Source organism: Paracoccus halophilus, assembly GCF_000763905.1.
Taxonomy (GTDB): Bacteria; Pseudomonadota; Alphaproteobacteria; order Rhodobacterales; family Rhodobacteraceae; genus Paracoccus; species Paracoccus halophilus.
On record NZ_JRKN01000002.1, the window covers coordinates 114,093 to 127,340 of the forward strand.

The window sequence follows — 13,248 nt, forward strand, 5'->3', positions numbered from 1 at the left end:
GCACCCGTCGGCTCACTTGGCCATCGTGGCTTCGTCGGCGACCGCCTGCTGCGTGGCCGCCAGTTCCGGATCCGCGACCAGACCGTATTCGGCCAGCGGACCGCCGGCGCCGGCCATCGCGTCCGACACGAAGAACTCGACATATTCCTTCAGGCCGGGGATCGTGCCGATATGCTGCTTCTTGACATAGAAGAACAGCGGCCGCGAAACCGGATATTCGCCCGAGGAGATGGTCTCGGTCGAGGGGGTGACGCCGCCGATGGTCGCGACCTTCAGCTTGTCGGTGTTGTTTTCATAGAAGGACAGGCCGAACACGCCGATACCGTTCGGGGACGACTGGATGCGGGCCAGGGTCTCGGTATAGTCGCCGTCGATATCGACCGACTTGCCGTCGGTGCGCAGCGCCATGCAGGCGGCCTCGGCGGCGTCCTCGTCAGCCTTCTCGGCGGCGAAGACCTCGGCGGCGCCGGTTTCCTCGCAGCCGGCGGCGATGACTTTTTCCTCGAACACTTCGCGGGTGCCGTGCTTGGTGCCGGGGACGAAGGCCAGGATTTCCTGATCCGGCAGCTCGGCGCGGATCTCGTTCCACTTGGTATAGGGGTTCGCGACCACCTTGCCGTCCTGGACCACTTCGGCGGCCAGGGCGTTGAACCAGTCGGCGGCGGTGAACACGAAGTCGTTGCCGTTGATGTCGCTGGCAAAGACGATGCCGTCATAGCCGATGCGGACTTCCATGATGTCGGTCACGCCGGCGGCGGCGCAGGCTTCCACTTCGCCCTCGCGAATCGCGCGCGACGCGTTGGCGATGTCGATGGTGTTTTCCCCGACACCCTCGCAGAACTTCTTGAGACCGGCCGAGGAGCCGCCCGATTCGACCACCGGGGTCGGAAAATCGGTATTTTCGCCAAAGGCTTCGGCAACGATCGTGGCATAGGGCAGCACGGTGGAGGAGCCGGCGACCTGGATCTGTTCGCGGGCGCCGGCGACCGTCGCGGTGGCGGCGATCACGGCAAGTGCCGAGACGGTGAATTTTGCGGATTTCATAGGATGACTCCTGGCATTTTTCATCTGACCGGATTCGGTCCTTGTGTTCTCTAGAACCGCAATGCGACGGTTATGCGAAGAGAATGTAACAGATTCACGACAATCCATCGCGTCAGGACATTGTCGCCCGGCCCGGACGCGATCGGCGGATCAGCCGATCACCCCGCGCCGGCCGCCGGTCTGGGCGCGGTCCAGCAGCAGGTGATCCAGGATCACGCAGGCGGCCATGGCCTCGGCGATCGGCACGGCGCGGATGCCGACGCAGGGATCGTGGCGGCCCTTGGTGACCAGCTCGATCTCCTCGCCCCGCTGGTTGATGGTGCGGCGCGGCGTCAGGATCGAGCTGGTCGGCTTGACCGCGAATCGCAGCACGATGTCCTGCCCGGTCGAGATGCCGCCCAGAATCCCGCCGGCATGGTTCGACAGAAAGCGCGGCCCGTCATTGCCCATGCGGATCTCGTCGGCATTGTCGGTGCCGGTCAGCGCGGCGGCCGCCATGCCCTCGCCGATCTCGACCCCCTTGACCGCGTTGATCGACATCATCGCGGCGGCCAGATCGGTGTCCAGCTTGGCATAGACCGGCGCGCCAAGGCCGGGCGGACAGCCCCGGATCAGCAGCTCGATGGCGGCGCCGACGCTGTTCTGCGCCTTGCGGATGGCGTTCAGGTAATCCTCCCATGCCGGAACGGCGCCGGCATCGGGCAGGAAGAACGGGTTGTTGGCGATCTCGGCCGCATCGAAATTCGCGCGATCCAGATGCATTTCGCCCATCTGGACCATGTAGCCGGTGATCGTCAGTTCCGGGACCAGTTCGCGCAGCACTGCCTGCGCCACCCCGCCCGCCGCGACCCGCGCCGCCGTTTCCCGCGCGCTGGAGCGGCCGCCGCCGCGATAGTCGCGGATGCCGTATTTCAGGTGATAGGCGATATCGGCATGGCCGGGGCGAAAGGCCTGCGCGATCTCGCCGTAATCCTTGCTGCGCTGGTCGGTATTCTCGATCACCAGCTGGATCGGCGTGCCGGTCGTGCGCCCCTCGAAGGTGCCCGACAGGATGCGCACCTGATCGGGCTCTTGCCGCTGGGTGGTGAATTTCGACGTGCCCGGCCGGCGGCGGTCCAGGAATTTCTGGATATAGGCCGCATCAAGCGGGATGCCCGGCGGACAGCCGTCCACGGTGGCGCCAAGCGCCGGGCCGTGGCTTTCGCCCCAGGTGGTGAAGGTAAATACGCGCCCGAATGTGTTGAGGTTCATGTTTCCCGCCCTTTCCCCCCTGCGATAGCCCCGTGGCGCGCGCAGGGCAATCCCGCCCGGCCGGTTGAGCCGCCCTGTATCGCGGCGCGGCCGCAATGGTGTCATACTGAAGCGAGTCGAAACGATTTCGCAAGCGCGATCAAATCGTTGCCCTGCGTTCACGCTCGTTTCACGGGGCCGATTCTATAGTTAACGTGCAGGGCAATGAAGACAGAAGCAAACGCAGCAACAGGAGGAAGATATGGCGCATATAGATGGTGACAGCGGCGACAACTTGATAACCGGCACGAATGTGGCCGACACAATTCACGGCCTGGGTGGCAACGACACCCTTTACGGTCTTGAAGGCAATGACCTTATGACCGGCAGCCTCGGCAACGACTATGTCTATGGCGGGATTGGCCTTGATACGCTTTATGGTGACGCGGGCGACGACCGTCTCTATGGCGGGGAGGAGGCTGATACGCTTTATGGCGCCGCAGGCAACGACTATCTGAGCGGCGGAACGGGCAACGATTACATCATCGGCGGAGGCGGAACCGATAGGATCACTGGCGGCGACGGAAACGACACGATCTATGCCAGCAGTTCGGGCTATTCTTATGGCAATGGTGGCGACGACTCTATGTTTGTCAGTGCGATCGGCGGCAACGACACGATGGACGGCGGCGCCGGGATCGACTGGCTCACTCTGGCGGAATATAACGGTGCCTATTCCGTGGACCTCGCCAGCGGCTTCACCCATCTCGCGGGAGAAAGGTTCTACAACTTCGAGTATATTGTTGCCGGAGTGTATAACGACACCCTGCGCGGAACCGATGGTGACAACAGGATCTACGGCAACGCGGGCAACGACTATATCGACGGAAGGGGCGGCAACGATATCATCGCCGCCGGCACTGGAAATGACACCATCCGGGGCACCGGCCGGGATACGGTAGCCGGCGAGGAAGGCAACGATATCATCGTGGCCGGTATCGGCGGTCGGTATTACGGCGATGAAGGTAATGACACCATCCATGCAGGGCTTGGCGCCGTTGAAACGCTGGATGGCGGGATAGGCGACGACTGGCTGTATACGAGTTCCTTCAGCGGAAACTACAGCGTCAACCTGACCAGCGGCGGCACCAACTTTACGGGTGAACGCTTCGAGAATTTCGAGCATCTGTATTCGGGCGGCGGCGACGATCTGCTTGTCGGAACCTCGGGGGTCAACCGCATCTATGGCAATCAGGGCGATGACGATATCCACGGCCTGACCGGTAATGACTCGCTTTACGGCGGCTTGGGCAATGACTCGCTGCGCAGCGGCGGCGGCAACGACTACATGAGCGGCGGCGACGGGAACGACACGCTCGAGGCGGTCGCCGGTGCCGATACGGTCTTTGGCGGCGCGGGCAATGATCGCATCGTGTCCAGCGGCGCCGGCCAGTATTACGGCGATGACGGCAATGACGTGATGTTCCCCGTGCTGGGCAGAAACGAGACGCTGGACGGCGGCGCCGGCGCCGACTGGCTGGACGCACGCACCTACAAGAACGACTACATCATTTCGCTTGGCTCGGGGAATACCAATATCGCCGGCGAAAGTTTCGTCAACTTCGAGAATGTCCTGACCTCGAACGGGAATGATCAGGTCTATGGCACCGCAGACGCGAACCGCATCGTGACCGGTGGCGGCAATGACGTCGCCTTTGGCTATAGCGGCAATGACAGGCTGCAGGGGATGGCCGGCAACGACCTGCTGAATGGCGGGGCCGGCAGCGACGTCATCTTCGGTAATGACGGCAACGACCGGCTGCGCGGCGATGCCGGCGGCGATCTGCTGACCGGCGGCGCCGGCAGGGACATGTTCCAGTTCCGTGCGCTGGACGAATCCGCGCCGGGCGTGGGCACCGACATGATCCGCGACTTCGAGGGCGCGGGCGCCGCCCTGGGCGACCGCATCCATCTGGCGCGCATCGACGCCAACGATCTTGTGGGCGGCAACCAGGCCTTTGTCTTCAATGGCACCACCGCCGGCGGCGCAGGCACGCTGTGGCTGGGCACCAGCGGTTCAAGAAGCGTGGTCTATGTCAATACCGACAATGACGCGCAGGCCGAAATGCTCATCCGGCTTCAGGATGGCGCGGTCACGGCAGACCAATATGTCGCGGAGGATTTTATTTTGTAGCTCTTTTCCGACTGCGCAAGGTATTGGCGCAACCCGCGACACGGGAAGGCACGGTTCGCACAGGATCGTGCCTTCTTGTTGCTCGGGGCGTTGTCGGGCCGTGCTTGCCGGATGACGCTCGTGCCGGACGCACGACCTGTGGCGGGTAGTGATCGCGGTGTGGCAGCCGCAAAGGCAATGTGCAACGCAGGATGCTGGTTCCTGTTCTTGCCACCCCACAGCCCCGACCTGAATCCGGTAGAAATGGCCTTCTCAAAACTGAGAGCCCGCCTGCGCCGTATCGGCGCGCGTACCGTCACGGGCTTCTTCGCTGCAATCGCCAAAATCTGCGATCTGTACGCCCCCGGGTGAGTGCTGGAACCACTTCAAAGCCGCTCGACATGTCTCAGCTTGAAAGTCGGCAACTTTAGCGAAACCACAGCCCCTGCTTGCGCAGGCGGTGGCGTATCGCCTGCTCGGCGGGTTGCGGGTTTTCGGCCTGGAACATCGGCCGGATATGCTGGCGTCCCTCGCCGCCGAAGATCAGCCTTTGCGCAGCCTCGTCACCCGCCAGAAGTGGCGCGATCTGCGGATCGGCGGCCAGATCCTCGATCAGCGCGACAGCCGCATCGGATTCGCGGGCATAAAGCAGCGACAGGTTGCGATAGTGGCAACTCACATCGCCATCCAGCCCGTCCAGCTCCGCCCCGGGACGCCCGCCTCCCAAGGCATGGATGACCAGCGGCAGCGCGATCTGATCCAGCCAGGGATCAAGGCTCTGGCAGGCCAGTTCGTCCCCAGGCGCATCGCGGATGGCCAGCGCATATTCCGCGAAACGCCGGCCGAATTCCTGCGCATCCGCGCCAAGAAACCAGCCGGCATTGAAATACAGATATCGCTCCCAGTGCTCGTCGGGCTGGCTGCGGTCCAGCGAGGCGGCGAAATCCAGCCCGAAACGCTCATAGAGGGATTTCCATATCTGCGTGTAGCCCGGGCCGTAAAGCGGCGGCTCGGGCCAGGTCGCGCTGCGCCGCATCGAGGCGGAGGGGCGCGAGAAATCAAGCGCCAGGGCGGCCAGTTCACCGATAATCAGCGTATCGCTGTCAAAGAACATGAAGGGCCGGTCCGCCGGCAAGAGCGACAGCGCCTCGATCTTGTTGCCATAGGGATAGTCGCGGCCGAAATGCGTCGCGGTAAAGGGCAGCAGTTCCGCCCCATGGGCCGCCAGCACATCACGGACCGGGTCGGGAATACGCGTATTCACCCCTTGCCAGGCGCCTTTGGGCTCGGGTTCCGCCACGATCAGGCGCCCCTTCCAGCCCGGAGAATTGCGCCGCAGACTGGCAGCGAAAAGCGCCGCCTCGACGCCCAGCCGGCCATTCTGGCCAATGATCAGGATATTGAACTCTGGCGCCGGCAGATGATCCTTCCCCGGGCCTTTCCGGGCAGGTCTGTGCACAGGTCCGGCGGGTCGCGGCGCCACGGGTTCGGGCGGCGCCACAACCGGCACCGGCGCCGCGCCATTCGCCTCCGGCTCAGGGGCCGGCGCGCGGGTAGGCTGGTCCGGGGACGAGCCGCTGCGCTTGTTCTTTCGCGCCGCGCGCTCGGCCTGTCGGCTGGCCCGGCGCGCAGCGCGTTCGCGGCGATTGGCCTCGCGCCGGGCCTCGCGCATGGCGGCGCCATCCCTGGCCTTGCCGCCCTTGGCGTCGTCGCCGTTCCCGTCGTCCTGATTCTTTCCCATTGCCGCCCGCCCCTTGGATGCAAGCTCCGTCGCGCATTCGGCAACCAGAGCGCGACATGATCTGTCTAACCTATCGCAGAGATAGGCGTCATGGTCATAAAACCCTATACAAGGACAGGCCGAACCGGTCGAATACAGGCCTTTTTCGACCACATTCAAGCAAAATCAGCGCAAACCTCACTATAAAGTCAGGTTCACGCTGCGTCAGTTTCGATGCACGGTTTCGGCAGCCGTTCAACGATTTTCTCTTTTGCAGGTACGGCGAGACCGGACGGGTCTGGGGCACAGTGCCCGTCCGGTCGCTCTCAAAAGCAAGATTGCCTCAGCCACAAAAGCTTGTCGACCAATTCCGAATCGGCCAGCGAATTCCTGCCGATTCCCTTGGGGAAGGCCCGAACACCGTCAAGGCCTTAGGCTGTTGTGAGGCCCCATCGAGCGCAAACCCTGACGCGAAATTTTGGCGTAAGCCGGAATGTCGGCACATTGCTTGACGCATGCGGCATTTCTGCCGCGCCTTCGCAATCGCGGCCGGGAAAACGGCGCGCGGGCGGCCACGGAATGCGGTAATTTGGCCAAAAGGACCAGCAGCTTTCCCGCCGCATCATCGCCCTGCCCGTCCCCCCGGACGGTCCCTGCCGGTCGCCCGTTTCGCGGCCAGCATCAGGTTGGTCTCGGTATTGGCGACATGCTCGAAGCGGCGGATCTCGGCCAATACCAGGTCCAGTTCCTCAAGGGTTTCGGTGCCCAGCGTCACGATCAGATCCCATGCGCCATTGGTGGAATGCACCGCCTGCACGGCGGGCAACCCGGTCAGCTTGCGCAGCACCCGGTCGGTGCCGCGCCCCTCGATCCTGAGGAATGTCAGCCCCCGCACCGGGCTGACCATAGTGTCTTCGTGCAGCACGACGCTGTAGCCCAGGATCACGCCGCTGCGCTCCAGCCGCTCCATCCGCGTGCGGATGGTGGTGCGCGACAGGCCCAGAGTCAGCGACAGTTCTGACAGGCTGGCCCGCGCATTGTGGCGCAGGCAGGCGATCAGCTTCTTGTCTGTTTCGTCCATAATGGAAGGCTATCCATCCGATATGAATATTATTCCTTCATTTTGCGCAAAATGAGGGCTGAAATCCATCCGTAATAGTCAGCGATACTGGTTTCGACGATTTCAAACACAGGATGGGCGATGACCATGGCTGACAAGACATTGTTTCTGATCGGGGCGACGGTGGAATCCGGGCAACGGATCGCCGGTTGCGGCATGGGGCCGGATGCCTATCGCGCGGCGGGGCTGACCACGATCCTGCGCGATCTGGGTCGCGAGGTGCGCGATCTGGGCAATCTGGCGCCCGCGCCCCTGCGCGAGGTGGTGCCGGTGAATGACCGCGTGCATCGGATGGCCGAATGTGTCGCCTGGACCGAGGCGCTGATCGAGGCCGGGCAACAGGCCGCGACGCAGGGGATGCCGATCTTTCTGGGCGGCGATCATTCGCTGGCCTTGGGCTCGGTGGCGGCGATGGCAGCCCATGCCGGGCGCGAAGGCCGGCCGCTTTTCGTGCTGTGGCTGGATGCGCATTCCGATTACCACACGCCCGTCACCTCGGATTCCGGCAATCTTCACGGCACGCCCGTGGCCTATCTGACCGGCCGCGATGGTTTCGACGGCTTTCCGGAACTGGCCGCCAAGGTCGATCCTGCGCGGGTCTGCATGATCGGACTACGATCGGTCGATACCGAGGAGCGCGCGGCGCTGAGATCCAGCGACATCCTGACCCATGACATGCGCGACATCGACGAGACCGGCATCGTGCGCCCGCTGCGCGAGTTTCTGGAGCGCGTGCGGCAGGAAAACGGTCTTCTGCATGTCAGTCTGGACGTGGACTTCCTCGACCCTGCGATCGCGCCTGCCGTCGGCACCACGGTTCCCGGCGGCGCCACCTTCCGCGAGGCGCATCTGGTGATGGAACTGCTGCATGACAGCGGGCTGGTCAGTTCGCTCGATCTGGTCGAGCTGAACCCGATGCTGGACGAACGCGGCAAGACCGCGCGCCTGATGATCGATCTGACCGCCTCGCTTTTTGGCCGGCGCGTCATCGACCGCCCCAACCGCCCTTTCTGAGAGACAGGAGAACCCGATGAACGCCCCGCTGCCGTCGCGACTGGCCTATGTGCCCTTTGTCAGCGTCGAGAACATGATGAAGCTGATCCATGAAACCGGCCTCCGCGAGATGCTGACCGGGCTCGCCGATTACATCGAGCAGGATTTCCGTCGCTGGGAATTGTTCGACAAGACCCCGCGCGTGGCCAGCCACTCGGCCGAGGGGGTGATCGAGCTGATGCCGACCTCGGACGGTGAGGATTACGGGTTCAAATATGTGAACGGCCATCCCAAGAACACCAGAGAGGGGCTGCAGACCGTCACCGCCTTCGGCCTGCTGGCCAGCGTCGGATCCGGCTATCCGGTGCTGCTGACCGAGATGACGCTGCTGACTGCCCTGCGCACCGCCGCGACCAGCGCGATGGTGGCGAAACATCTGGCGCCCCGGGGCGCCCGGACCATGGCGATGATCGGCAATGGCGCGCAATCCGAATTTCAGGCGCTGGCCTTTCAGGCAATCTGCGGGGTCGAGACCGTGCAGCTTTACGATATCGACCCCGCGGCCACGAAAAAGGCCATGCGCAACCTGCATGGCTCGGGTCTGGTGCTGCGCGCCTGCGATTCCGCGCAGGCCGCGATGGAGGGCGCCGAGATCATCACCACCTGCACCGCCGACAAGCAATATGCCACGATCCTGACCGACAACATGGTCGGCGCGGGCGTCCATATCAACGCCATTGGCGGCGATTGCCCGGGCAAGACGGAACTGCATCCCGATATCCTGAAACGCTCGGCCGTGTTCGTGGAATATCCCGAGCAGACCCGGATCGAGGGCGAGATCCAGCAGATGCCCCCTGATTTCCCGGTTACCGAGATCTGGAAGGTGATCACCGGGCAGGCGCGGGGCCGAAGCTCGGCGACCGAGATCACGCTGTTCGACGGCGTCGGCTTCGCCATCGAGGATTTCAGCGCCCTGCGCTATCTGCGCGACCGGCTGAAAACCTCGCGGCTTTACCAGCAACTGGACATGATCGCCGATCCCGACGATCCCCGCGACCTCTACGGCATGCTGATGCGCGCCGCCGGCTGAGGCCGCTTCTCCCCGACAAAATCAGGAAAAAAGCAGAAGCGCCGGGTCGCGGCGCCGGAATCGTCATTTCATTCTTTCTCAAGACAGGGAATCGACATGCAAACGGATATTCCAAGGGGCGCACGCCCGCCCACCCTGACCGAGGCGCTGATCTCGCTGTTCTCACTGATCGTCGGCATCAGCATCTCGATCGTGATCTATGGGCTGGACCCGCAGATCCCGATGCTGCTGGGGGTGATCGTGGCCAGTCTGGTCGCCCTGCGCTGCGGGTTCTCATGGGACAGCGTGCAGGACGGCATGGTGCAGGGCATTGCCAATGCGCTGCCGGCAATGATCATCCTGCTGGTCGTCGGCATCCTGATCGGTGTCTGGATCCTGGGCGGCGTGGTGCCGACGCTGATCTATTACGGGCTGGAAATGGTCTCGCCCGCGGTGTTCCTGCCGGTGACGGTGATCATCTGTGCCATCGCCTCGCTGGCCACCGGCACAAGCTGGGGCACCACCGGGACGATCGGGGTGGCGCTGATGGGCATCGGCTCGGGGCTGGGCTTTCCCCTGCCCATCGTCGCCGGCGCGGTCCTGTCCGGCTCCTATTTCGGCGACAAGATGTCGCCGCTCTCCGACACCACCAACCTTGCCCCCGCCATGGCCGGGACGGATCTGTTCACCCACATCAAGCACATGTCCTACACCACGGGCGTCTCGATGACGCTGACCATGATCATCGAGGTCGCGCTGAGCTTTCGCTATGGCGGCGGCGACGGAAATCTGGACCGGATTCAGGCGATGCTGACCGCGCTCGAGCAGAATTTCACCATCAATCCGGTCCTGCTTCTGCCGCCGCTTCTGGTGCTGTTCGTCAGCTATCGCAAGATGCCCGCCATTCCCGGGATCACCCTTGGCGTCATCGCCGGCGCGATCTGCGCAATCGGGCTTCAGGGCGCCGGGTACAAGGAACTGGTGAATGTGGCCTTTGGCGGCTTTACCGCCGAAACCGGGATCGCCGATGTGGACAGCCTGCTGTCGCGCGGCGGCATGGAAAGCATGCTCTATACCATCTCGCTGATCATCGTGGCGATGATGTTCGGCGGCGTGATGGAGCGGACCGGCCAGTTGAAGATCGTGGCCGACCGGATCCTGCGGGCGGCGAAATCCACCGGCTCGCTGATCGTCTCGACCGTGCTGACCGGCATCGGCGCCAACCTGATCCTGTGCGACCAGTACATGGCCATCGTCATGGGCGCGCGCACCTATGCCCAGGCCTATCGCGAACGCGGGATCGCACCCGAGAACCTGTCCCGCGCGGTCGAGGACAGCGCCACGGTGACCGCCAACCTGGTGCCGTGGAACTCCGGCGGCGCCTATCAGGCGGCGACGCTGGGCGTGGCGACGATCGCCTATCTGCCGTTCAACTTCTTCTGCTGGCTATCGCCGCTGGTCACGATCCTGTTCGGGGTCATGGGCTGGACGATCTGGCGGATCGAGCCCGAGGCGAAAACAGTTTCAACGTCGCGAGCCTAGAAAAGCCGGCCCGAATCCTGCATGAACCGCCCAACGCCGGGCACCCGCCCGTCGGCGATCCGAGGGAGGAGACATTCATGGAACTCACGCTGGAAGACGCGCGCGGCATGGCCGACAGCTGCCTGCAATTCGCGGCCGAGATGAAGCTCAAGCCGATCACCGTCGCGGTGGTCGACGCGACCGGGCAGCTCAAGGTCCTGCTGCGGCAGGACGGTACCAGCACGCTGCGCGCCGAGATCGCGCAGGGCAAGGCCAAGGGCGCGATCGCGCTTGGCATGGGATCGCGGGCGATTTTCGAACGCGCCAGAGAGCAGCCCTATTTCATCCAGTCGGTCAACGCGCTGGCGGGCGGCGCGCTGGTGCCGGTGCCGGGCGGTGTCCTGATCCGGCGCGACGGCCGCATCCTGGGCGCAATCGGCATCACCGGCGACAGTTCCGACAATGACGAAACCTGCGCCAGCCGCGCCATCGAGGCCGCGGGCTTTACCGCCGACGGCGGCTGAGCCATCCGGCGCGATCAGCCGGGCCGACACGCGGCCCGGCGGCCCTATCGCACCGTCGGGTCGAGCCTGTCGCGCAGCCAGTCCCCCACCAGCGAGATAGACAGCGTGGTGATCATGATCACCACCGACGGCGCCAGCATGATCCAGGGCGCGGTGGTCAGATAATCGCGCCCGAAACCGACCATATTGCCCAGGCTCGTCTCGGGCGGCTGCACGCCCAGCCCCAGAAAGGACAGGCCGGATTCCATCAGGATGATCTCGGGGAAGGTCAGCGTCATCGACACGATCAGCGTCGAGGCGACATTGGGCAGGATATGGCCCAGATACAGCCGGCGCGGCGTCGCGCCCAGCTGCTCGACCGCCGCCGCATAGCCCTGCGCCCCGGCCGCGATGGCCAGGCCGCGCGCGATGCGGGCATAGCGCTCCCAGCCGTAAAAGCCCATCAGGCAGACCAGCAGCAGCATGGACGAGCCGAAAAAGGCCAGCACCGCCAGCGACATGATCAGAAACGGCAGCGCCGCCTGGAAATCGGCCAGCATGACCACGAACTGTTCGACCAGACCCCGGAACCGCGCCGCCAGAAAGCCCAGCGTGGTGCCGAAGGCGGCCGAGATCGCCGTCGCGCCAAAGGCGATCACCAGCGAGACCCGCACCGACTGGATCAGCCGCGACAGCACGTCGCGGCCCAGCTCGTCCGTGCCCAGCCAATGGCCCGGCGTCAAGGGCGGCATGAGCCGCGCGGACAGATCCATCTGGGTGATGTCATAGGGCCGCAGCAGATCGGCAAGGATGGCGCACAGCACCATCAGGGCCAGCCAGCCAAGGCCAAGCGCGACCGCGGTCGGGATCGCGGCGCGCGGGCGGCGGCGGTCGTCGCGGGCCAGCAGATCGGGCGGGTTCGTCGCGGTCATGTTCCTTCCCCGGTCAATGGGCCGTGCCGGTCCGCAGGCGCGGATCCAGCCAGCCGTAAAGCAGATCGACGATCAGGTTCGCGGTCACCATCACCGCCGCAATCAGCAGCAGGATGCATTGCACCACCGCCAGATCGCGATTCGAGACCGAGACGATCAGCAAGCGCCCGATGCCGGGCCAGGAAAAGATCGTCTCGACCACCACCGCGCCGGCGATCAGCGAGCCGACCATGAAACCGGCGATGGTCACGATCGGAATGGCCGCATTGGGCAGCGCATGGCCGCGCACCACATCGTGCCATTTCACGCCCTTGGCCGAAGCGGTGCGGATATAGGGCTGGCCCAGCACCTCGATCATCGCGGAACGCGAAAAGCGGGCGATGATGCCGATGCCGCCGATCGAAATGGTGATGCCGGGCAGGATCGCGTTCTGCCAGGTGCCGAACCCGCCCGAGGGCAGCACGCCAAGCGTGACGGCAAAGATCAGCACCAGCACCAGCCCCATGACGAAGGAGGGGATGGTAAAGCCCAGGATGGCCAGAAAGATCACGCCCCGGTCAATGGCGCTGTCGCGATGCAGCGCCGCGAATATTCCGGCGGGAATGCCGATGCCCAGCTTCAGGATCAGCGCCGGAACGGTCAGCATCAGGGTGGCGGGCACGCGTTCCAGCACCAGATCCAGCGCCGGCGCGCGGTCGCGCATGGACAGGCCGAAATCGCCCTGGAAGATCGCGCCCAGATAGGACAGGTATTGCCGCCACAGCGGCGCATCCAGCCCCCATTGCCGGCGAAAGGCGTCGATGACGTTCTGCGGCACATCCGGCCCCAGCAGCACCTCGGCCGGATCGCCCGACATGCGCAGCACGACAAAGGAAAAGGTCATCACAGCGAGCACCGTGACCAGGGCGCGCAGCAGGCGCAGGGACACGAAACGGATCATCCG

General features: G+C 64.3%; 12 protein-coding genes. 6 read left to right on the plus strand and 6 right to left on the minus strand.

Going from position 1 to position 13,248, the window contains the following annotated elements:
- Positions 1-12: 12 nt before the first annotated feature.
- Positions 13-1,044 (minus strand): substrate-binding domain-containing protein, encoded by a 1,032-nt coding sequence (locus IT41_RS01900; RefSeq protein WP_036738348.1) that lies wholly within the window; start codon positions 1,042-1,044, stop codon positions 13-15.
- 150 nt (positions 1,045-1,194) lie between these two features.
- A complete protein-coding gene (gene aroC / locus IT41_RS01905; RefSeq protein ID WP_036738349.1) occupies positions 1,195-2,295 on the minus strand; it encodes a chorismate synthase in 1,101 nt (366 codons plus the stop codon).
- Between the two features lie 241 nt (positions 2,296-2,536).
- On the opposite strand from aroC, the gene IT41_RS01910 reads away from it, so the two are divergent.
- Entirely contained in the window at positions 2,537-4,468 is a 1,932-nt protein-coding gene (locus tag IT41_RS01910; RefSeq protein ID WP_052081228.1) for a calcium-binding protein, read from the plus strand.
- A 177-nt stretch (positions 4,469-4,645) separates the two neighbouring features.
- The gene (locus tag IT41_RS21830; RefSeq protein ID WP_414811545.1) at positions 4,646-4,819 is read left to right on the plus strand and encodes a transposase; all 174 of its coding nucleotides are present in this window, start codon (positions 4,646-4,648) and stop codon (positions 4,817-4,819) included.
- Between the two features lie 55 nt (positions 4,820-4,874).
- Here the strand turns inward: IT41_RS21830 and IT41_RS01915 are convergent, their stop codons facing one another.
- A complete protein-coding gene (locus IT41_RS01915) occupies positions 4,875-6,188 on the minus strand; it encodes a hypothetical protein (protein WP_081967429.1) in 1,314 nt (437 codons plus the stop codon).
- 601 nt (positions 6,189-6,789) lie between these two features.
- Positions 6,790-7,248, minus strand: a complete 459-nt coding sequence (locus IT41_RS01920) for an Lrp/AsnC family transcriptional regulator (RefSeq protein ID WP_052081229.1) — start codon at positions 7,246-7,248, stop codon at positions 6,790-6,792.
- 126 nt (positions 7,249-7,374) lie between these two features.
- Between IT41_RS01920 and rocF the strand changes: the two genes are divergently transcribed.
- From rocF to IT41_RS01940, 4 genes are all read left to right on the plus strand, one after another.
- Positions 7,375-8,301, plus strand: a complete 927-nt coding sequence (gene rocF / locus IT41_RS01925; protein ID WP_036738559.1) for an arginase — start codon at positions 7,375-7,377, stop codon at positions 8,299-8,301.
- Between the two features lie 16 nt (positions 8,302-8,317).
- Positions 8,318-9,370, plus strand: a complete 1,053-nt coding sequence (locus tag IT41_RS01930) for an ornithine cyclodeaminase (protein WP_036738350.1) — start codon at positions 8,318-8,320, stop codon at positions 9,368-9,370.
- Positions 9,371-9,466: 96 nt separating this feature from the next.
- The gene (nhaC, locus tag IT41_RS01935) at positions 9,467-10,891 is read left to right on the plus strand and encodes a Na+/H+ antiporter NhaC (protein WP_036738353.1); all 1,425 of its coding nucleotides are present in this window, start codon (positions 9,467-9,469) and stop codon (positions 10,889-10,891) included.
- Positions 10,892-10,968: 77 nt separating this feature from the next.
- On the plus strand, positions 10,969-11,394 hold the full coding sequence (locus IT41_RS01940) for a GlcG/HbpS family heme-binding protein (protein WP_036738354.1): 426 nt from the start codon (positions 10,969-10,971) through the stop codon (positions 11,392-11,394).
- 44 nt (positions 11,395-11,438) lie between these two features.
- On the opposite strand, the gene IT41_RS01945 is transcribed toward IT41_RS01940, so the two are convergent.
- Positions 11,439-12,305 carry an ABC transporter permease gene (locus tag IT41_RS01945; RefSeq protein WP_052081230.1) on the minus strand — a complete coding sequence of 289 codons (867 nt, stop codon included), beginning with the start codon at positions 12,303-12,305 and terminating at the stop codon, positions 11,439-11,441.
- A gap of 13 nt (positions 12,306-12,318) precedes the next feature.
- A complete protein-coding gene (locus IT41_RS01950) occupies positions 12,319-13,245 on the minus strand; it encodes an ABC transporter permease (protein ID WP_036738356.1) in 927 nt (308 codons plus the stop codon).
- Between the last annotated feature and the right edge of the window lie 3 nt (positions 13,246-13,248).